Annotated in this window: 7 protein-coding genes; 3 read left to right on the top strand and 4 right to left on the bottom strand. The window is 71.8% G+C overall.

Annotated elements, in window-relative coordinates:
• Window positions 1–368 precede the first annotated feature (368 nt).
• Window positions 369–2,867 (top strand): penicillin acylase family protein, encoded by a 2,499-nt coding sequence (locus WMF46_RS37210; RefSeq protein WP_437981554.1) that lies wholly within the window; start codon window positions 369–371, stop codon window positions 2,865–2,867.
• 221 nt (window positions 2,868–3,088) lie between these two features.
• Entirely contained in the window at window positions 3,089–4,672 is a 1,584-nt protein-coding gene (locus tag WMF46_RS37205) for an ABC transporter ATP-binding protein (protein WP_437987982.1), read from the top strand.
• 63 nt (window positions 4,673–4,735) lie between these two features.
• On the opposite strand, the gene WMF46_RS37200 is transcribed toward WMF46_RS37205, so the two are convergent.
• Window positions 4,736–5,728: an alpha/beta hydrolase family esterase gene (locus WMF46_RS37200; RefSeq protein ID WP_437981553.1), complete on the bottom strand. Its 993-nt coding sequence runs from the start codon at window positions 5,726–5,728 to the stop codon at window positions 4,736–4,738.
• A 284-nt stretch (window positions 5,729–6,012) separates the two neighbouring features.
• Between WMF46_RS37200 and WMF46_RS37195 the strand changes: the two genes are divergently transcribed.
• Complete coding sequence (locus WMF46_RS37195; protein WP_437981552.1) at window positions 6,013–7,995, top strand: carbamoyltransferase family protein; 1,983 nt, start codon at window positions 6,013–6,015, stop codon at window positions 7,993–7,995.
• 55 nt (window positions 7,996–8,050) lie between these two features.
• Here WMF46_RS37195 and WMF46_RS37190 read toward each other — a convergent pair whose 3' ends face one another.
• From WMF46_RS37190 to WMF46_RS37180, 3 genes are all read right to left on the bottom strand, one after another.
• Window positions 8,051–8,878 (bottom strand): FkbM family methyltransferase, encoded by an 828-nt coding sequence (locus WMF46_RS37190; protein WP_437981551.1) that lies wholly within the window; start codon window positions 8,876–8,878, stop codon window positions 8,051–8,053.
• 69 nt (window positions 8,879–8,947) lie between these two features.
• Window positions 8,948–17,410 (bottom strand): amino acid adenylation domain-containing protein, encoded by an 8,463-nt coding sequence (locus WMF46_RS37185; protein WP_437981550.1) that lies wholly within the window; start codon window positions 17,408–17,410, stop codon window positions 8,948–8,950.
• A 38-nt stretch (window positions 17,411–17,448) separates the two neighbouring features.
• Window positions 17,449–22,863: an SDR family NAD(P)-dependent oxidoreductase gene (locus WMF46_RS37180; RefSeq protein WP_437981549.1), complete on the bottom strand. Its 5,415-nt coding sequence runs from the start codon at window positions 22,861–22,863 to the stop codon at window positions 17,449–17,451.

Genomic DNA, 22,863 nt, shown 5'->3' with positions numbered 1-22,863 from the left:
GGGGCGCGCTCCCTCCGGGCGGAGGCGCGCGGGTGCGGTCCGGGGGCCCCGCTTCCCGAGTCGACGCTGCTGGATCTCGCCCTCTGCTCCGGCAGGCCATCGACGCGCACTGTTCGCCGTTCCCGCCGGAGGCGCGTGATATCGTGCGCCCGAAGGCAGGAGGAGTATCGCTGATGATGCGTACGGCTCGTTTAGGTTCGCTGGCTCTCGGGCTCGTCTTTGCCGCTTCGGCGGCCGCCGTTTCGTGCGGCGACGACGGCGAAGCCCCGTCCAGCGCGGCAAGTGGCAATGGCGGTGAAGGCGGCGGGGGAGCAGCGGGGGGCGGGGGAGCAGCGGGCGGCGGCGCAGGGGGATCGGACCCCGGCGGCGTGGCGATTCCCGATCTCGACGGGGATGTCCGGGCGGTGACCGACGAGCTCGGGGTCCTTCACCTCGAGTGCGCGTCCGACGACGACTGCTTCGCCGCGCTCGGTTACTTCCACGCTCAGAACCGCTTCTTCTTCATGGATTTCATCCGCAACCTCGTCGAGGGGTCGCTCGGCGGGCTTGTGAAGGCGGGCGCGCAGGTGCTCGAGCAGGACTATCGGAACCGCCATTTCTTCACGACGCGCGACGGCGAGCCGCTCGAGAGGGTGCTCTACGAGCAGGCGAGCCCGGAGGTGAAAGGGCATCTGGACGCGTATGCGCGCGGCGTGAACGCCTGGCTCGCCGACATGCGGAGCAAGAGGAACGGCGCGACGCTGACCGTCGAGTACAACCTCGCGCTCATGGTGAAGGACGCGATCCGCGACTGGACGCCGGAAGACAGCACCGCCGTCGGCCTCTACGTGCTCAACGACCTCTCGAACAACAGCGGGGGAGAGCTCGAGCTCGCGGCGCAGATACCGCTGTTCGACGCGGCGCTCGCCGCCGATCTGTTCTCGCCCGCGCCGGTGTTCGACGCGTCCACCGTGCCCGCCGCGCAGACGGCGGACCTCGTGCGGCCCTTCGCGCCGGTGGCCGTGTCGCGGCTCTCGCCGCACCGGGCGCTCCTCACGGGCGCGGCGGAGCGCGCGGCGAAGGTCGGCGACGGCCGGCGCAAGATGGCGGGCGACGCCGGGTCGAACAACTGGGTTGTCGGTCCGAGCCGCACCGAGAGCGGCCACGCCATCCTGGCGAACGATCCGCACCTGTTGCTCGGCAATCCCAGCACCTGGTTCCCCGTCGAGATCGACGCCAAGAGCCGGGGCGACGGCGAATACCACGTCGCCGGCGCCACGATTCCGGGCATGCCGAGCGTGATCATCGGACAGAACGAGTCCATCGGCTGGGGCGTGACCACCGCGTACTACGACCTGGCCGACGTTTACCTGGAGACGCTCACCGGGGACGGCGCGTCGGTCGCTTTCAAGGGGGAAGACGTGGCGATCGTCGAGAAGAAGTTCTCGTTCAAGGACGCGGCTTCCGGCGAGACGATCGAGAAGACCTTCCGCTGGGTCCCGCACCACGGGCCCATCGTGAGCGAGGACGCGGACGCCGGCACCGCCGTGACCATCCGGTGGCGCGGGCACGACGGCGGGACGGACCTCGACGCGCTCTTCGCCCTCGGGCGCGCTGGAAGCGTCGCCGAAGCCAGGACGGGGCTCGAGGCGGCGAGCTTCGTCAGCCAGAATTTCGTCGTCGTCGACACCCAGGGCAACATCGGCTGGTTCCCGTACAGCAAGGTGCCGGCGCGGCCCTGGGCGTCGCCCGAGGTGCCCGCGTGGCTGCCGCTCCCGGGTGACGGAAGCGCCGAGTGGGGCGACCCGATCCCGTTCGCCGAGCTGCCGCAGCTCCTCAACCCGCCTGCGGCCGCGATCGCGACGGCGAACGGCGACATGACGGGCGCGACAGCCGACGGCGATCCCACGAACGACGGGCAAGGCGCGCTCCAGGCGTGGGGCAAGGCCGACGGGACGCGCCAGCAGCGGATCCTCGATCGGCTCGACGCAGGCGGCGACGCGCATTCGCCCGACACCATGACGGCGATGCAAGGCGACACGTACTCGCTCTATGGCAGCTTCGTCGTGCCAGCCGTGCTCTCGGCGGCGGAGCTGGCGACGTTGACGGACGAGGAGCAGGCGGTCGTCGACGCGCTCGCCGCCTGGGATTACACGTGTCCGACAGGGCTCGACGGGCACGATCCGGTGGACGCGGGGAAGGTGGACGACGCGACGCTCGCCGCCGAGTCGATCGGCTGCACGGCGTTCCACGCGACGTTCTATGCGATCGTGAGCGAGGCGCTGGGCGACGAGGCGGCGGCCGCGGGCCTCGATGCGCCCGGGTTCGGGCTGACCGTCGTGGCGCGCGCGCTGCGCGATCCGGCGCGCCTGAGCTCGGGCCCTCTGCTCTGGGACGACGTGACCACCGACGGCATGGCGGAGACGCAGGACGACATCTTGCTCCGGGCGCTCGCGAAGGCGGCCGCCTCGCTCGCGGTCATCGGCCCGGCGGACGACTGGCGCTGGGGCCGCGTCCACACGCTCACGCTCCGCAGCATCTTCGATAACTTCGGCCTCGCCGTGTACAACGACGGGCCTTATGCCGCGCCGGGCGGGCTCTTCACCGTCAATGTCGCCAACCCGAGATCGCGCGCGCTCCCGGCGGACGGCAAGAAGCCCAGCTTCGCCTTCGCCAACGGGCCGTCGATCCGCCTCGTCATCGACGCGGATCCAGCGGGCCCGAAGATGCGCTTCGGGCTCCCCGGCGGGTCGGACCTCCACCGCGAGAGCGCGTTCTACAACAACCTGCTTCCGCAATGGCTCGACAACGAGCCGCTCGAGTTCCACTTCGGGCCGGGCGCGGTGACGGATCCGGCGAGCGTGGTGGACATCTCGCCGGCGCGCTGACCCGGCGCCGGCGTGTGATCCGGACTCCCGTGATCCCTCGGCTCCGTGGGCTCCTGGGACACCGACGATTCCATTCGAACGCGCAGAGAAGACCGTTGCGCCTAGGGCTATCCCCTGCTCGTATCCGGCCGCGCCTGGCGCCTTCTCCTGCGCTGCGATGAGGCGAGAATGAGCATTGGCCGCGAAGCGATCCCTGATTCGTGACCTGCGCCGGAGTCTGAATTACCTATCCCCCCATCGCGCGCGACTTTCCGTGTGCCTCGCGCTCACGCTCCTCTCGGGCGGCCTGCCCGCGCTCGACCCTCTCGTACCATCAGGAGAGGGGCGTCGGAGAGACGATGACGCGGGTCGATCGCGGCATCACGTCGCTCATGGACTGCCTTGCTTCGGTCGCGTTCCAGCTCTTCCCCGCGCTCGTCTACCTCGTGGTCTCGCTCGGGATCATGCTCCGGCTGAGCCCGCTGCTCGCGCTGGTCGCGGTCGGGTTCATCGTGCCTCCGCTCCTTCTCGGCAGGGCGACGACCGCGCGCCTCGTGGAGCGCGAGCGCGAGGTGCTCGACCGCTGGTGCGGGATCTACAACCGCTTTCAGCAGGTGCTCTCGGGCATCAAGACGGTCAAGGCGTTCGCGCGCGAGGCGGACGAGCACGCCCGGTTCATCCGTTCCGTCGAGGAGGCGCAGGGCGAGGTGCTCCAGAGCATCCGCCTCCAGACGCGGCTCTCCGCGGGCCGGAGCGTCTGCGTCAACATCGGCCGTGTGGCGCTGCTCGGCGTGGGGGGCCTCCTTGTCCTCCGCGGGGAGCTCGGCGTGGGAACGCTCGTCGCGTTCCTCGGCTATGTCGGCGGCCTCTATGGCCCTGCGCAGACGCTCCTCGGCGTCTACGAGACGGCGCGCCGCGCCGAGGTCGGCCTGGCGGCGATCTTCGGCGTGCTCGACGCCGAGGTCGCGGTCGCCGATCCGGAGCGCGCCGTGAGCCCGGAGCACATCCGCGGCGACCTCGAGCTCGACCAGGTGAGCTTCCGCTACCAGCACGCCGCCGGGCGGGCGGTCATCGACGGGGTCTCGCTCTCGATCCGGGCCGGCGAGTTCGTGGCGGTCGTGGGCCCGAGCGGCGCCGGGAAGAGCACGCTCGCCGATCTGCTCCTGCGGCTGCACGATCCGACCTCCGGGGCGATCCGCATCGACGGGCTCGATCTCCGGGCGCTGTCGCAGCGCGCGCTCCGGCGGAAGCTCGGCATCGTCACGCAGGAGCCGTTCCTCTTCGAGGACACCATCGAGGCGAACCTCCGCTATGGCTCGCCCGACGCGACGAGCGAGGCGCTCCACGCCGCGGCGCGCGCCGCCTGCGCCGAGGAGTTCATCGAGCGGCTCCCCCTCGGGTACCAGACCCTCGTCGGCCGCGGCGGCGTGGCGCTCTCCGGCGGGGAGCGGCAGCGCCTCGCGATCGCGCGCACGCTGCTCAAGGACCCGTCGGTCGTGATCCTCGACGAGCCCACGAGCAGCCTCGATATCGAGAGCGAGACCGCGGTGCAGCGGGCCATCGAGGGGCTCTCGCGGGGCCGTACCACGCTGCTCATCGCGCACCGGCTCTCCACCACCCTGCGCGCCGACCGCGTCGTCGTCATCGAGGGCGGGCGCGTCGTCGAGCAGGGCCCGCCCGCGGCGCTCCTCCGCCGCGGCGGGGCGTATCGCCGGATGATGGATCTCTGGCGGGCGCACGAGCCCTCCGGGGCGAGAGGCCTCGGCCACCGAGCGGGTGTGCTGGAGCCAGCGCTGATCGAGGCCGCGGCGGCGGCAGGCGCGTGAGGGATCCCGAGGCGCCGGTCAAAGCATGATCGGGAGTTCGCCTCCGCGCGCCGGGCGCGCCCGTCAGAGCTCCGAGAACAGGCCCCAGAAGGCGCCGGGCGCGAGCGCGTCTTGCCGGTCGTGGCCCTTGCCGCTCGTCTCGCACCAGATCACCGGATAGCCCGCGTCGCAGCCCTGATAACGAGCGCAAGGCGCGGGGTCCTCCGGCACCGGCGCGGTCGCGGCGTCGCAATGGTTCAGCTCGAGGAGGCGATCGCGCTCGGCGTGATTGCGGTCGATCGTGTTGTCCTTGTCGTCCGCGTCATGGATGAAGATGCGCGCCACCCGCCCGACGCAATCGCGCGGCGTGCCCGGCGTGCCGCCCGAGACCGTGCCGGTCGCGCGGAGTTTGTCGCCGCGCTTGCACTCGAGCATGTTGATGAGCCAGGAGCCGCTGCTGTAGCCCGCCGCGAACACGCGCGACGTGTCCGCGCAGGTGTTCGCGAGCACGTCCGCCAGCATCTCATCGAAGAAGGTCAGATCCGGTCCGTTCGACGAGGCGTCCCAGCAAACGCCGTCGGAGACGCCGGCGCCGCGCACCAGGATCGCGTCGTCGCCGGTCACGTTCTGCATCGGGACATTGTTCGTCTCGCTCGAGCAGCCGTGGAACATGAAGACGACGGGATACGCGCGCGTCGGCTCGTAGCCCACGGGCAATCGCACCCACCAATGTCGCTCGACCGACGCGATGCTCTTCGCGGGCTGCTCGACCCACTCGTTGAGCGCCTGGCTCGGCGCGTTTCCGCAGCCCGCGCTCGGCGTCGCGCTCCCGCCCCCGCCGCCGCCCGCGCCGTCCGAGCCGCCGCCCGTCACGCCCGACGAGCCCGCGCCGCCGCCGCTCGTAGCGCCGCTGCCGCTCGTAGCGCCGCCGCCGCTCGAACTGCCGGCCGAAGTGCTCTCGCTGCCCGCGCCGCCCCCGGCTCCGGACGCCCCTTCCGGGGAGATCGGCGAGTCGTCCCCCTCACAGCCCACGGCGCTCGCGGCCGCGAGCGACACGGCGAAAAGCGCGCTCCACATGTTTCGGATGATCATCGAGCTCGGCTCCCTTCTCGTCGCCCCTGACGCGCGGCGAGCAGCCCGAAGATAGCCGAATCGAAACGACCGAACGTCGAACAATCGTGGTTCGGCGACATCGACGCCAGCCTGCGACCTCGTCGTACAGATTGCTTCCTACAAAATGAAAGCAGCCCCGTTCGACGCGTCGATCGCGCCGCTCGAATCTCGCATTGAACGCCCCGTCAGCGCGTCAATTTGCCGGTGAGCGAGCTTTACTTATCGCATTCGAAGGCTACCCTCCATTCATGCGAATCCTTGGAATCAGCGGAGGCCACGAGCCGGACCATATCGGTTATCCGAGACCAGCATTCAATGCGGCGACGTCGCATGACGGCGCCGCCGTCCTCCTCGAGGACGGCGAGGTCGTCGCGGCGATCGAGCAGGAGCGGCTGAATCGCCTCAAGCACTCGAACAAGGCGCCCTTCCAGGCGGCCCGCTTCTGCCTGGAGAGCCGGGGGCTCCGCGTCGACGAGGTCGACTACCTCTGCTTTTACATCAGCGAAGACTGGTGCAACGCCCAGGTGAAGCGCGGGCTCTTCTCCAGAGGCCCCGAGCTGCGCACGGCGAAAGACGTCATGAGGCGCCTTGTGCTCGCGGAGTTCGGCGTCGACGTGGAGCCCGAGCGCATCCAGTTCGTGAAGCATCACACGGCCCACGCGATGAGCGCCCTGATCGGCTCGGGGTACGAGAGCAGCCTCGTCCTGACGCTCGACGGCTGTGGCGACGGCGAGTCGGGATCCGTCTCCGTCGGCTCCGGCGGAGAGCTTCACTCGTTGAGAGACATCCCGGAGCGGGACTCGCTGGGCAATTTCTACGTCGAGGTGATACGGTTCCTCGGATTCTCGCTGTTCGACGAGTACAAGGTGATGGGGCTCGCCCCGTACGGCGATCCGCGCAGGTACCGGGCGCAGTTCCAGGCGATGTTCACGCTGCTCCCGGAGGGCGCATGGGCCATCGACTTCGACAAGGTCGTCGATCTCCACGACGCGATCCGGCCGCGCGCGCCGCGGGAGCCGATCACGCAGGACCACAAGGACATCGCCGCCTCGCTCCAGGAGGCGCTCGAGACCATCGTCTTCCATTGCCTGCGGCACTTCCAGCGCGAGACCGGGCAGGTGAGCCTCTGCTTCGCGGGCGGCGTCGCGCACAACTGCACCTTGAACGGGAAGATCCTCCGCTCCGGGCTGTTCGAGCGGGTGTTCGTCCAGCCGGCCGCGCACGACGCCGGCTGTGCGCTCGGCTCCGCCATGGCCGTGCACGCGCGAAAGGCCCCGGCGCGGCGGCCGCCCGCGATGAACCACCTGTACTGGGGAAGGCACATCGGCGAGCGGGGCGAGGTCCGGAGAGCGCTCGACGCGTGGCGCGATTTCATCCGTGTCGAGGAGCTCGCCGACGCGCCGAAGGCCGCCGCCGAGCTGCTCGCGGCGGGCAGCGTGATCGGGTGGGCGCAGGGCCGGTCCGAGTTCGGCCCCCGCGCGCTCGGCAACCGCAGCATCCTGGCGGATCCCAGGCCGGCGGCGAACAAGGACATCATCAACGCCATGGTGAAGAAGCGCGAGGAGTTCCGGCCCTTCGCGCCCGCGGTGACGGAGGAGGACGCGCGCGACTATTTCGATCTCGGCGGCGCGGAGGCCATGCCTTTCATGATCTTCACCATGCCAGTCCACGAACAGAAGCGACAGCAGCTCGGCGCTGTCACGCACGTGGACGGGACCGCGCGGGTTCAGACGGTCTCCAGGCGCACGAACCCGCGCTTCTGGCAGCTCATCCGGGCCTTCGGCGACCTCACCGGCGTGCCGGTGGTGCTCAACACGTCGTTCAACAACAACGCCGAGCCGATCGTCGATTCGGTCGACGACTGCGTGACCTGTTTTCTGACGACGCGGCTCGACAAGCTCGTCGTCGGCGACCACCTCGTCCACAAGAAGCCCGCGCCGCTGTCGGCTTATGCGGAGCTCGTGCCCTCGTTTCCGACCTTCGTGAAGCTGCTCTCGCTGCGAGGGCCCACGCCGGGCGGCTACGAGGTCGAGCGCGCGATCGTCACGACCTACAATGACGCCCGAACCCCGGTCTCCGCCGAGACGTTCGAGGTCCTGTGGCGGGCCGACGGCCGGAAGCGGCTCCGCGAGCTGCTCGACGGGGTGGAGGATCGGGAGGCGGTGATCGCCGAGCTGATCGAGCTGTGGTCGCAGCGCGTGGTGCGGCTGCTGCCTGCCACCGGCGATTGACGGCGGAGGAGGGGGGGCGCCGCCGAGCGCCCCGCGGACGGCGCTCCCCTGCATTCTAACGGTATCCCGCCATGGTGATGATCACGTCCTCGGGGCAGATCTGGTCGGTCTCCACCTCGAACCCGTGATCGCGCAGCATCCGCCGGACGCGCTCGCCTCTCCCGCCGAAGTCGTGCAGCTCGAGGACGACCGCCCGGATCCTCCCCCAGTCGCCGGGGCGAATTCCCTCCAGCACGTCGATCTCGGCCTTCTCGGCGTCGATCTTGAGCAGGTCGATCTGCCCGATCTCCTCCCGTTCGATGAGCTCGGACAGCGTCGCGAGCTCGCACTCCACTCGCCTCATGCCGCGCCTCATCCACCAGGCATGACCGTCGATGAGCAGCGAGTTCACCGCGCGCGGGAGGTGCTTCATGTAGGCCGGCAGATCCGCGTGGTGCTTCTCCCGGATCCGTTCGTCGTAGATAGCCGCGAGCGTGGCCTGCTTGTCGTCGCTCGCCATCATGTCGTACATGCTCGAGATGGCGCCCTGGCGTGGCGCGTAGTGGAACGTCGCTGTGCCCGCGGCCCGGCCCAGACCCGCGCGGTGCAGGCGCACGCGCTCTGATGCAGACGATCCCAGGTTCATCCGGAGGAGCTCGAAGGTCTCGGGGATCGGCTCGAAGCAGTGGATCCGCGCCCGCCCGTCGGTCCGCTTCAGCACCTCGAGCGCGAAGAGGCCGATGTTCGCGCCGACGTCGATCACGGTCACCTCCCCGCTGGCCAGGAGGCTCTGCACGCGAGGCCTGAAGTAGCCCTGCACCTGGAGATGCAGCGTCCTCGCCATGTCGGGGACGCGATCGTGAACGACCCTCTGATCCGGTAACTGGATTGCGAACGTCTTCATAGGGGCTCATCCAAACGTGGTGTGTCCATCCATCCCTCGCGCCGCCGCGCGCATGTGCGCGGGCTCCGCTCACCCGCACGCGCGCGCGATCGCCCGCAGATCGTCGATGACGTCGCCGGCGACCCGCTGCGCGGTCGCTGGCGCGTGCACGTTCGCGCTGTAGCGCCACCGGAACGTCAGGGCCCCTCCGCGGACGAGGACGTGGCACTCGAACAGGTTGAACCGCAGGTTCGTCGCCGCCTCGTCGTAGCCCGTGGACTCGCTCGCCATGCGGAGGATCGAGCCCTGCGCAGGCGGCTCGACGCGCCCCTGGTAATTGAACAGGATCCCCGGTCGCTTCCGGAGCCGCCCGAGCTCCGCGCTGAGCCGGGCGTCGCCTCCCAGGTACTTGAGGAGGTTGTAGCCATGGCCCCCGCTCGGGATGCGATCGATCTGCCGGCTCGTATCGAGCAGCGCCGCGAGGGGCTCTTGCTGGATCGGGCGCCGGAGCACGAGCACCCGCTCGGCGCTCAGCCAGCCCACCGTGCGAGACGCGTCGAGCTCCGGGTGATGGGGCATCAGATCACGCCCCGAGTAGAGGACCATGATGTCCTGCCAATCGCGGCCCGTCCAGGCGGTCACGCCGCGGAGGACCGCGGCGATGAGCGCGTGCTCCGTGCTCACCCCGAAGCGCGCCGGCAAGTCCCGCAAGATGACCTGAGACTCCTGCTCGGGGAGCGACGCCCAGTGATCGCGGACCGACTCCACCGTGTAGAGATGGCGGGTCGCCGGGTGGTCCGCCGGGAGGAGGTCGATCTCGTCCCAGGGCAGCGAGAGCCAGTAGGCGCGCTCGTTCGGCAGGATCTCATCGCTCACCCACCGCTCCAGCGCGCGCGTCCAGCGGCCGGACGAAACGCCCGTGGGCGGCAGGCGGGGCGTGGCCGTCGTCGCGAGCTGATCGTAGATGGATTGCAGATCGAGCGCGGCGATCATCATCGACATCCAGTCGACGACGAGGTGGTGCGCGTTGAGCCACAACCGGCCTCGCCCCTGCTCGTCCCACCGGAAAAAGACGATCCGGAACAGCCGCCCGCGCTCGAGCTCGTACGCGTCCTGCATGCGATCGCAATGCCGCTCGAGCTCGGCCGGGCGCCGATCCTCCGGGATCCCGGACAGATCCACGCAGGCGAACGGCGCCTCGGCCCACGGCGCGTCGATCACCTGGCGAAAGCCGCTCGGGGCGCCCTCGAAGCGCGCGCGGAGCGCCTCATGACGGTTTGCGAGGATCAGCGAAGCGCGCGCGAGCCTGTCGAGATCGAGCGGCGCCACGGCCTCCAGCAGCAGGTTCACGTTCCAGCGCGCCGGGCGGGTGCGCTCGCGGGCCTCCTCCAGATACCAGCGCTGGAGGACGGTGAGCGGCCGCTCCCCATTCTCCGGTTCCACGTCCACCGCCGGGCGGTCCGGGGAGGCGCAAGCGGCCGCCAGGCGCGCGATCGTCTGGTGCTGGAAGAGCTGCCTCGGCGTGACGTCGAGCCCCGCCTCCCGCGCCCGCTCGACCAGCGCAATGCCAAGGAGCGAATCCCCTCCGAGCGCGAAGAAATTGTCGTCCACGCCCACCCGATCCAGCTTGAGGACGCCGGCCCAGAGCACGGCCATCCGGCGCTCTGCCTCCGACGACGGCGCCCGGTAGGCCGCGCTGGCCCCCTGCTGGTGCTGCGCGGCGAGCTCGAGGAGCGCCCTCCGATCGACCTTGCCGTTGGCCGTCAGCGGCAGGCGCTCCAGCGCGATCCACGCGCTGGGCACCATGTACTGCGGCAGCCTCGCGGCGACGGCCTCCTCCAGGACGCGAGGCTCGAGCGCGGCGCCCCGCTCCGCCACGTAGCAGGCGACGAGGCGCCTGGCCCCGCCCGGGGTCGACTCCACGCACACCACGGCTTGCTCGACCTCGGGATGCTGCGCCAGCGCGGCCTCGATCTCCCCGAGCTCGATGCGGTTTCCCTGGATCTTCACCTGGAAGTCTTCCCGTCCGATGAACTCGATGTTCCCGTCCGGAAGGAATCGCCCGAGATCGCCTGTCCAGTAGAGCCGCTCGCCCGTCTCCGGGTGCTCGAGGAAGCGCTCCGCGGTCTGCGCAGGATCCCTGTAGTAGCCGCGGGCGAGGCAGATCCCACCGACGTACATGCGGCCGGCGACCCAGTCGGGACACGGCCGCATGCGCTCGTCGAGCACGTGGACACGCTGGTTCGGGAGGGGCTTGCCGTAAGGGATGCTCCTCCAGGCCGAGTCCACCTCTCCGACGGGATAGAAGATCGACCAGATCGACGTCTCCGTCGGCCCCCCCGCCCCGATGACCCGCGCCCCCGGGCAAGCGCGGCGGATCTGATCGGGCAGGGGCACGGGGATCCAGTCGCCGCTCAGGATGACCCAGCGCAGCGAGGGGGACGCCAGCGGACCGCCGCCGAGGTGCTCGACGAACATCTGCATCAGCGCGGGCACCGAGTTCCAGACCGTGACCCGGTGGGTCTCGATGAGCTGCCGCCAGTGCGCCGGATCCCGCGCCGCCTCGGGCGAGGGGAGCACCAGGGCGCCTCCCGCGCCGAGCAGGCCGAACACGTCGTACACCGAGAGATCGAAGTGAGCGGCGGAGAGCGCGAGGGCGCGATCGGAGGGAGAGACCTGGAAGCGCTCGTTGATCTCGAGGATCGTGTTCAGCGGGCCGCGGTGATCGAGCGCCACGCCCTTGGGCTTCCCCGTCGAGCCCGACGTGAACAGCACATAGGCGAGATCGTCCGGCCCCTGGACCGCCGCGACCGGGCTGTCGTCCTCCGGCGCGGACGCGCCGTCGTCGTCGACCGCGATCAGGCGCGGGGCCTCGGGCCAGGCCAGCGACGAGGCCAGGCGCTCCTGCGTGAGGACGATCTCCACCTGTCCCTGCTCCAGGACCGCGCGGATACGCTCGATGGGCCACTCCGGATCGACGGGCAGGTACGCCGCCCCCGATTTGAGGGCCGCCAGGATCGCCACGATCTGCGCCCACCCCTTCGCCGCGGCCACCGCGACGAGCGCGTTCGGTCGGGCTCCGAGCGCGCGAAGGCGCCGGGCGAGCGCGCTGCTCTTCCGATCGAGCTCTCCGTAGGTGAGCGTCCGCTCGGGGCTGATGACCGCCGGCGCAGCGGGCCGCAGCGCCGCTTGCCGCATGAACCCGCTGTGCAGGAGATCGCTCGAGACCTCACGGGTGGCGCTGTTGACGCCGGCGCGGACGGCGCGCTGCCGCTCCGGGAGCTCGATGGCCGCCGCGCTGGTCCAGGGCGCGCCGTCCCGGGAGAGGCGGCTCAGGAGCGCCTCGTACGCCTCCAGGAGATCCGCCGCGAGGCCTTCAGGGAACAGATCGTCGGCGGCGCCGAAGCTCAGCACGAAGCCCCCCTCGTCCTGCTGGATCGCGTGCTCGATGCAGGGAGCCTGCGTGCCTGGTCCTCCTCCCTCGGGTCGGAAGGGCCCAGAGACGTGCAGCCTGACGGCCGTCGCGCCGGGGTGACGCACGGCTTCGTCCGGCGCTCGTGTCCCGGGCGCGGCGAGCGCGATGGCCTCGTTGAAGGCCCGGGCGAGGTCGACGAACGGCGCCTCGCCGCCGCGGCTCACCTCGAGCTGCCCGCTCCCCGCGCCGATGGAGACGGACAGCGTTCCGTTCGCCGGCTCGCCCGGCGCGCCGACCACGACGGCCAGCGGCGACGTGCTCCACGCGGCGACCGCCTGCGCGAAGGCGGCGGCGACGGCCGCGCCCGGGGCCACGCCGAGGAGCGCGGCGCGCGCCTCGAGCCCGGGGAGGAGCCCGGCGTCGACGCGCCGGGCGCGGCGGACGAGCCGAGGAGCCTCCCCTGCCAGGTCGCTCCGCACGAACGGGAGCGCGGGCGCCGAGAGCGCCCGGCGCGCGGCCGCGGCCGTCGCGGGTCCGAGCGCCTCGCCGCGGAGGAGCGCCGAGACCCTCGTGTCGGGCTCACGCGCCGCCTCGGCGAGGAGGCGCTGGAGGAGCTCGGCGTGGCGCGCGATCGTCGCCTCGCCGAACAGCGCCGTGTCGTACTCGATATGGCCGCTCAGGGTCGCCCCGTCGTGCTGCATCGACAGGGTGATGTCGTACTGCGACGTCCCCGGATCGAGGTCGATCGGCGTCACCCGCGCCCGCCCCAGCGCGACCGGCGCGGGCACCTTGGGCTGGAAGGCGAACATCACCTGGAACAGCGGAGTCCGGCCGAGGTCTCGCTCCGGTCGAACGGCGTTGACGAGCCGCTCGAAGGGGATGTCGGCGTGCGCGAACACGCGCACCGCCGTGCCGCGCACCCGCGCGAGGAGCGCGCCGAAGGGCGGGTCGTCCCCGAGGTCGCCGCGGAAGACAAGGGTGTTGACGAAGCACCCGATGACGCCCTCGAGCTCGCGGTGATCACGCCCCGCGATCGGCGTCCCGACGAGCAGGTCCGCCTGCCCGCTGAGCCGGTGGAGCAGCGCGAGGAACCCGGCCATCAAGGTCATGAACGGCGTCACGCCGTGCTTGCGGCCGAGGTCCTCGACGGCCTCGGTCAGCGCTCGCGAGAAGCGGAAGTGGCGCCGCGCCCCCTGATACCGCTTCTCCGCGGGGCGAGGGTGATCCGTCGGGAGATCGAGCGTTTGACTGGCCCCCGCGAGCTCGGCCTTCCAGAAGGCGATCTCCTCGCCCCGCGCCGCCTCGTCCCAGCGCTGCCGCTCGTGGACCGCGTGGTCGCCGTGCTGGACCGGGAGCGGCTCCCAGCGCGGGCGCTCGCCCGCCGAGATCGCTTCATAGGCGGCGGCGAGCTCGCGCACGAAGATCTCGTGCGACCAGCCGTCCGTCACGATGTGGTGCATCGCGAACGCGAACAGGTACCGCTCGCCGTCGATCTGCGCGAGCTCGGCCCGCACCAGGGGGCCTCTGGCCAGGTCGAACGGGCGCCCGGCCATCCGCCGCAGCCGCGCGAGCGCCGTCGCCTCGCGCGCGTCCCGAGCGAGCGCCCGGTGATCGATCTCCTCGAAGTCGAGCCGCGCTGACGGCTGGACGATCTGGACGGGAGCCCCGTCCACGACGCGGAACACGGTGCGGAGGGCCTCGTGCCGCTCGATGACGGCGTGGATCGCGCGCTCCAGGGAGCGCACGCACAAAGGCCCCGCGATCTCGGCCGCACCACCGACGTTGTAGGCCCCTGTCCCGGGCGCCAGCCGGTCCAAAAACCAGAGCCGCGTCTGCGCGTAGGACAGCGGGATCACCCCGCCCGGGTCACGCCGGCGCAGCGCCGGACGCGCCGACGGGCGCGCGAGCTGCTCGATCCGCTGCGCCAGATCGGCGAGCGCCGGCGTGTCGAACAGCCACCGGAGCGGCACCTCGGCGCCGGCGCGCTCGCGGATGCGGGAGACGGCGCGCATCGCGAGCAGCGAATGGCCCCCGAGCTCGAAGAAATGGTCGGTCCTGCCCGGCGCGCGCCCGAGGAGCTCTTCCCAGACAGCGGCCACGAGCCTCTCCATCTCGGTCGCCGGCTCCTGCCGATCGCGCGCCGGCGCGCGCTCCAGCGCGTCCAGGCCCGGGAGCGCCTTGCGGTCGATCTTGCCGTTCGGCGTCTGCGGCAGCCGGGGCAGCTCGACGAAGCGCGCCGGGAGCATGGCTTCGGGCAAGAACGCGCGCGCGTGCGCCCTGAGCGCCTCGGGGCTCACCGGCTGCGCCGCGGGCACGTAATAGGCCACGAGCACCGCCTCGCCCACCGCGTCCCGGTGCGCGGCGCAGACGCACTCGCTGACGCCGGGGTGGCGCGCCACGGTCGCCTCGATCTCGCCGAGCTCGACGCGGAAGCCGCGGATCTTCACCTGATGATCGATCCGGCCGAGGAACTCGATCCGCCCGTCGTGCGTGATGCGCGCCAGGTCGCCGGTGCGGTACATCCGCGCGCCCGGCGCCGGCGAGAACGGGTCTTCCACGAACCGCTCCCGGGTCAGGTCAGGCCGGCCGTGATACCCGCGGGCCAGGCCCGCTCCGCCGATGTACAGCTCCCCGGCCACGCCGATCGGGAGCCGCTCGCGCCGCTCGTCCAGGAGGTAGATGCGCGTGTTGACGATCGGGGATCCCAGGGTGATCCTGTCCGGATCGTCGACGCGCGCCGCGGCGGACCACACGGTCGTCTCCGTCGGGCCATACAGGTTCCAGAGGCAGCCGGCGCGCGCGCCGATCTCCCGGGCGAGGTCCGGCGGCAGCGCCTCCCCGCCTGCCAGCGCGCGGAGCTGCGGGCTGCCCGTCCACCCCGCCGCGAGCAGGAGGCGCCACGTGCTCGGCGTCGCTTGCATGACCGTCGCCCCCCAACTTTCCAGCGCTCGCAGGAGCGTGGCGCCGTCCCGCGCTTCGGCGGCGGTCACGAGGACCGTCCTTCCGCCGATGCTCAGCGGCAGAAACAGCTCCAGGACGGAGATATCGAAGGACGCCGTGGTCACCGACAGCAGCACGTCGCCGGCGTCGAGGCCGGGGCTTTCCCGCATCGCCTCAAGGAAGTTCACGACGCTGCGGTGCTCGACTTGCACCCCTTTGGGGTGCCCGGTCGAGCCTGACGTATAGATGATGTAGGCGAGGTTCCGGCTGCAGGGCGGCGCCGGGAGCGGCTCCTCGGCCAGGCCGGAATCCGCGGCGAGATCCTCGAAGAACGCCGTCCTCTGCGGCTCGCCGGCGAGCGGGAGCCGCAGCGCGCGCTGCGTGAGCAGGACGGCGGCCCCGACGTCGCGCAGGATATAGGCGATGCGCTCGCCCGGCAGCGCGGGATCCAGGGGTACGTAGGCGCCGCCCGATCTCAGGATCGCGAGCAACCCGATGACGAGAGCGATCGATCGCTCCATGCAGATCGCCACTGGGACGTCCGGGCCGACGCCCATCGCGCGCAGCCGGCGCGCGAGGCGGGCCGAGGCGCCGTCGAGCTCTCCGTACGTGATCTCGCCCTCACCGAACGAGAGCGCGACGCGCTCCGGGTGGCGCCGCGCCTGCCGCTCGAAGAGCTCGTGGACGCAGAGCTCCTCGGGAAAAGGTCGCTCTGTCCGGTTCCATTGCTCGAGGCGCAGCGCGTCGTCCTCGTGCACGACCGGCAGGTGGAGCACGCGCGTGTCGGGGCGCGCGGCCGCCGCGCGCAGGAGCGCTTCATAGCTCCTGAGCATCCGCTCGGCCGTGTCGCCGCGGAACAGGTCGGTGTCGTACTCCAGATCGAGCCGGAGGCCCTGCGGGCGGTCCCAGGCCTCGACGGTCCAGTCGAACTTCGACGTCGTCACCGGCACCTCGATCGGCTCGAGCGTGAGCCCCGTGAAGGCCGGCAGATCGGCCGCCGCGGTCTGCAGGATGAACAGGGTCTGGAACAGCGCCGCGTGGGACGTGCTCCGCTCGGGTTGCAGCGCCTCCACGAGCAGCTCGAACGGCAGATCGTCGTGCGCGAAGGCGTCGAGCACGCCGCGCTTCGTGCGGCGGAGCAGCTCGACGAAGCTGGGGTCGTCCGAGAGGTCGGCGCGGAGCGCGAGGTTGTTGACGAACATCCCGGCGAGCGGCTCGATCTCCCGCCGCGTCCGCCCGGCGACGGGCGACCCGACGACGACGTCGAGCTTCTGCGTGACGCGACAGAGGAGGATCTGGTACGCGGCGAGGAGCGCCATGAAGAGGGTGACGCCCTCCCGCTGGCACAGCGCCTTCACCGCCGCGCTGAGCCGCGGTGACAGCGCGAGCGACGCCTTCGCCCCCCGGTGCGCCTGCGAGGCCGGGCGCGGCCGGTCCAGCGGAAGCTCGAGGAGCGCCGGCGCGCCGCGCAGCCGCTCCTTCCAGTACGCGAGCGCCCGTTGAAGGCGCTCCTGGCTCCACTGGCTCCGCTGCCAGACGGCGTGATCGCCGTACCGGACGGGCAGCTCGGCCAGCCGCGGGGCGCGCCCCGCGACGAGCTCGTTGTAGAGCGCGGCGAGGTCCCGGAGCAGCACGCCCCAGCTCCAGTGATCGCTGGCGATGTGGTGAGTCGCCATGAGCAGGACGTGCTCCTCTGCGGTCAGGCGAAAGAGGGCTGTCCGGAGGAGGTCGCCTCGCTCCAGGACGAAGGGCGCATGGGCGATCTCTGCGCACCGGAGGGCGAGCTCGCGCTCGCGCGCCGCCGGATCCATCGAGGAGAGATCCGTGACCGCCACGGCGACGCCGGACGGCGGCAGCACCTCCTGGTAGGCCTCCTCGGCGTCCTCGCCGAAGCGCGTCCGCAAGATCTCGTGCCGCTCCACGAGGAGCGCGATCGCCCGCTCGAGCGCCGCCGCGTCGAGCGAGCCCCGGAGCCGCGCGGCCCCGTGGAGGTTGTAGGCAGGGCTGTCGGGCGCGTACCGGTACAGGAACCAGAGCCGCTGCTGCGCGAACGACAGGGGGAACCTCGACCGCGTCCCGGTCCGCTGCGGCCCCGCCGCCGCGCCGCCTCCGGACGGGCGTTGTCCCTTCAGCTTCGCGACGAGCGCCTTGAGCTCCTGGGACGACAGGCCTTTGATCCGCTGCTCTAGCTCGCTCACCTCGACGCTCCTCTCCCGGGTTCCGGCGCGTTCACGGCTCAGGACGGCTCGCCGGGCGCGTCCGCGTCTGTCATCGACTCGAGCATCGCGAGGCGCTCGGCGAGCGCGCTCGTGATCTTCTCGGCGAGCCGGGCGACGGTCGCCCCCTCGAACATGTCCTGTTTCGGCAGATCGACGTCGAATGCGTCGTTGATCCGCGAGAGGATCTGGATCGCCAGGAGCGAGTGGCCGCCAAGGCTGAAGAACTCGTCGTGGATGCCGATCGGCCGCCGGCCGAGCAGCTCCTCCCACTGCGAGCACACGACGCGCTCGATCTCGTCGCGAGGCCGCTCGTCGTCGCCGAGGGGCAGCCGCGGGCTCGCCGAGGGCTCCCGCCGGGCGCGGCGCTGCTGCTCGGCGAGGGCCGGGAAGTCGCGCGGCGAGACCACGATCTGCTCGGGCCCGGTGAGCGCGAGGATCTGCTCGATGGCCTTCATCCCGTCCTCCGGGTCGATGCCGCGCGACGCTCTCCGCGACGGCGCGGCGAGGGCGGCGCCAGCGCCACCGTGGACGCGCTGGAGGACGAAGCGGGTGACGTCGGCGATGACCCGCCCCTGCTCGTCGAGCAGGGTCACGTCCGCGGAGAGAACACGGCCAGGCTCGGTCTCCTCCCGGCGCAGGCGAACATGGCTGAACAGCCTCGATGGCGTCGGCGCCAGGCAGACCACGCGGCCGTACCCCACGGGGAGGTAGATCCCTCGAGGGTCGAGCACGGCGGTCACCGAGGTGGCCACGTCGAGCAGCGCCGGATGCAGACCGTACACGGACAGGTCCTCCGCGAACTCCGGGCGAAGACGGAGCTCGGCGAGCGCCTCGTCCTCCCCGACATGGAGCGATTCGATGCAGTCCCAGCGAGGTCCCCACCGGAGCAAGCCGCTCGCGTTGACGGCCTCGAAGAGCTGCCGCGTGGCCGCCGGGCGGCCGCGCCGCCGGATCGACTCGACCGGCGCGTGCTCGCGCGTCTCGTCGAGCGCGGGCGTCCAGGTGCCTGACGCGAGCCGCTCCCTGGCCCCGGCGGGGCCCGGAGCGAAGATCGAGAAGTCGGTCCGCGCCCCGCTCCGCTCGCTCTCGAGACAGACGTCCTGCGGCGCCCCGTCCTCCACGCGGCAGGGCGCGTGGAAGCGGACCTCATGCAGCTCCACGGCGCCCATCCCCGCGAGCGTGGCCGCGGCCCGCGCCATCTCGAGCAGGGTCGTGCCGGAAACCAGCCCGGCGCGCTGCGTCCGGTGCTCCGCGACAGGCCAGTCGCGCGCCAGGCTGAACCGCTTGTGGAACACCCGCGGCCCGGTCGCCGCGTCGTCGACCCGGTCGATCAGCGGGTGGTGCCCCCGGAGGCTCGACCTCGGCCCAGGCGGCAATGGCCCTGGCCGGGTGATCCTGGCCCGCGCCGCCATCCCGATCTGCTCCCAGCCGTCCCAGGCGACGGCGAAGCTCGGGTTGCCGGTCGCGCTCTGGTACGCCCCGGCGAAGGCGTCGAGGTACGCATTCGCGGCGGCGTAATCCGCCTGTCCCGTCGCCCCGAGATGGGAGAACGTCGATGAGAACAGCACGAGGAACGGCTGCTCTCGCTCCTGCCCGAGCTGGTCGGCGAGGTTCCGTGTCCCGGTGGTCTTCGGCGACAGCACCCGGCAGATCTCCTCGTCCGTCCGCGCCTCGAGCGGGCCGGCGCCCGGGATCCCGGCGCCGTGGAATACCCCGTCGACGCGCCCGAAGCGGGCCCTCGCCTCGGCGAAAGCGCGCGCCACGTCCTGCGGTTCGGCTACGTCCCCGGCGGTGACGACGAGCTCCGCCCCCTGCGCCTCCATCCGCCCGAGCGCCTCGAGGATCTCGGCGGTCGCGGCCAGCGCCCCGTCGCGCTCCCGGTAGCTCGGCCACTCCGATCGCGGCGGGAGCGGCGTCCTCCCCATCAGCACGAGCTTCGCCGACCAGGCGCGCGCGAGGTGCTCGGCAAGGCGCAGCCCGATCCCGCCGAAGGCGCCCGTGATCAGGTAGACGCCCCCGCGCCGCAGGCGCGATGCTTCCGCGGCCGGCGATGGAGGGAGGATCGCCTGGAACGCGGGCACCCAGCGCTGCTGCGCGCGCAGGAGCACGAGGTCGTGCTCCGGCTCGCCCGCGAGCTCCCGGAAGACGGCCCGCGCCCACGACGTGGTGGTCTCCCCGTCCCGCGGCGGGATCACATCGACGGCGCGACAGCGGACGCCGGCCAGCTCGTTGCCCAGGCTGCGGCAGAGGCCGACGAGCGCGGCATGGTCCGGCGAAGGGGTCGTCTCGCCGGCGATCGCGTGGGCTCCCCGGGTCACGATCGCGAGCTCGAGCCCCGCCGCTGGCGGCGCGGCGCCGAGGCTCCGCGAGACGGCGCACACGCTGAGCAAGCCCCGCCGCAGGAGCTCTTCAGCGCCCTCGCCCGGCCTCCCCAGCGCGCTCCACAGGTGGACGATGCGCCGGGGAAAGACGCCTTGCCCGTCGAGGGTCGAGAGCAGCGCCTGGAGATCCTCCTCGCTGTCAGGGCGCAGGACGAAACCGAGGTCGCCCGACGCGGCGAACGCCGGCCCGGGGCGGGCGGTGATCACGCGAGCGCCCGAGCCGCGGATGTGCGCCTCGAGCGCGCCCGCGCCCTCGTCTGCGTCGGTGAGGAGCAGCCACGGCGCCTCGTTCTCGAGCCGGGATACCGAGGCGGCCTCGTGGAGACGAGACCAGCGGAGCCGGAACAGCCGCGCTCCGCCGGTGCCCTCCGCGCCCTCGGGAGCCGCGGTCTCCGTCGCGCTCGCGGACGGCTCTGGCAGGCCGTCCTCGACCGCGTGGCGCCTCCGCTCGAAGGGGTAGGTCGGCAACGGGACGCGGCGCGCCCGGGCGTCCGGGAATACCGCCTGCCAGCGCAGGTCGGCGCCGCGCGCCCACAGCTCGCCGGCCGCCTCGAGCAGCACGCGCCGGCCCTTCCCGGCGTCGCCCGGCCCGGGCAGCAGCGGAACGGCCGCGCTCTGCCCGCTCCCCCCGAGCTGCGCGCGCACGAGCGAGCACAACGTCGAGCCGGGCCCGACCTCCACGAACAGATGCGGTCCCTCGCCCTCGAGCGCCGCCTTGGCGCCGTCGCCGAAGCGGACCGCGCGCCGCAGGTGGTCGGCCCAGTACTGGGCGCTCCGCGCCATCGAGCCCGTCATCCACCCGCCGGTGACGTTGGAGAGGAGCGGAATCCGGGGCTCGCGCAGCGTGATCGCCGCCATGACCCTGCGGAACTCGTCCAGGATCGGCTCGGTCGCGGCGGAGTGGAAGGCGTGGGAGGTCTGGAGCCGGCGGCCCTGGATCCCGCGCGCGCCGAGCTGCGCCTCGTACCTCGCGATGGCCGCCTCGGGGCCGGAGACGACGCACAGCTCGGGCCCGTTCACCGCGGCGAGCGACAGCGCGGGCGGCAGGCTCTCGAGCGCCGCCCCCTCGGACAGCGGCACCGCGAGCATCGCCCCGCGCGGCAGCGACTGCATCAACCTCGCTCGCACCGCGACCGCCCGGAGCCCGTCCTCGAGCGAGAACACCCCCGCGACGCAGGCCGCCACGAGCTCGCCGACGCTGTGCCCGAGGAGCGCCTCGGCGCGCACTCCCCACGATTCGAGCAGCCGCGCCGCGGCGTACTCGACGGCGAACAACGCCGGCTGAGCGACCTCCGTCTCCCGGAGCTCGTCGGCCGTGCCGTTGAACAGCAGCGCTCGCAGGTCGCGGCCAAGGAGCGGCCGGAGCCGCTCCGCGCACTCGTCCAGGGTCTCCCGGACGACGGCGTGCTCCTCGTACAGCGACCGGCCCATTCCGGGGTGCTGGCTCCCCTGGCCGGTGAACAGCATCACCACGCCGGCGGCGCCCGTCCGCGCCCCTCGCCCCGGCCTGGCCTCGCGCAGCCGCGCGACGGCGTCGGGCGACGACGACGCGACGACGAAATCGCGGTGCGAGAACCTCCGCCTCCCCTCGAGCAGCGTGAACGCCGCGTCTCGCAAGGAGATCTCCGGGTGCCCCTCGAGGTGCTCCGCGAGGCGCGATCGCATCGCTGCCAGGGCCGCCTCGCTCCGGGCCGACAGCGCCAGGATCTCGCTCTCTCCGCCGGGGGTCGGGTGATAGGCCGGCCCTTCCTGGAGGACCGCGTGCACGTTCGCCCCCCCGATCCCGAACGAGCTCACGCCGGCTCGCCGAGGGCCGTTGTCCCTCGGCCAGGCGCGGAGCTCCGTGTTCACATAAAAAGGAGAGCTGTCGAAGTCGATCTCCGCGTTGGGCCGCTGGTAGTGGAGCGTGGCCGGGATCTGCGCGTGCCGGAGCGCCAGCACCGTCTTGATGAGCCCGACGATGCCGGCCGCCGTGTTCGAGTGGCCCACGTTCCCTTTCACCGATCCGAGGGCGCACCGGCGGAGCGGGGCGGCGGCGCGCCGGAAGGCCTGCTCCAGGGCGCGTACCTCGATGGGGTCGCCCAGCGCCGTGCCGGTCCCGTGCGCCTCGACATAATCGATGGTGTCCGCTCGGACGCCGGCCACCTCGTGCGCCATCACGATCACCGAGGCTTGCCCGTCGACGCTCGGGGCGGTGTACCCGACCTTGGCGGAGCCGTCGTTGTTCGTCGCGGATCCGAGGACGATCGCGTGGATGAAATCCCCTTGCTCTATCGCGTCCTCGAGCCGCCTCAGCACGACGACCCCGACCGCGTCGCCGAACACGGTCCCCGCGGCGTCGGCGTCGAAAGGACGGCAGTGGCCGTCGGGAGACGTGGGCCCGCCCTTCTCGTGGAAGTACCCGCGCCGCTCCGGGAACATCACCGACGCCGCGCCCGCGATCGCCATGTCGCACTCGACGGCCCGCAGGCTCTGGCATGCTTGGTGGACCGCCGCGAGCCCGGTGGAGCAGGCCGTCTGGACGCTGATGCTCGGGCCCTTGAGGTTGAGTTTGTACGCGACGCGCGTCGTCAGATAGTCCTTGTCGCTCGCGATCAGGAGCTGCATCGCCTCGGAGGACTCGAACTTCTGGAGCAGCGCGCGGTGGTGCGAGAGGAGATACGAGTTCATCTTGGCGCCGGCGAAGACGCCTATCCAGCCGGGGAACCGCTCGGCGTCGTGGCCTGCGTCCTCGAGCGCCTCGTACGCGCACTCGAGGAACAGCCGCTGCTGCGGATCGATCCACTGCGCCTCCCGCTCGCTGTATCCGAAGAAGTCGGCGTCGAACCACTCCGGCCTGTCGAGGCCAGGTCGCGCCTTGACGTAGCCCGGATCCCTCACCTGGGCGCGAGGGACCCCGGCGGCGATCAGCTCCTCTTCCGTGAAGCGGGCGATGGACTCCCTGCCATCGCGCAGGTTCCTCCAGAACGCCTCCGGATCGTTCGCCTGCGGGAACCGCCCGCTCAGCCCGACGATCGCGATGGCATCGCGCAGATCTTCGAGGTCCTGCAT

This window comes from Sorangium sp. So ce117 (assembly GCF_051524395.1).
Classification (GTDB): Bacteria; Myxococcota_A; Polyangia; order Polyangiales; family Polyangiaceae; genus Sorangium; species Sorangium cellulosum_B.
The sequence above is the reverse complement of the archived record's forward strand: the minus strand, read 5'-3'. Positions and strand labels throughout refer to the sequence as shown.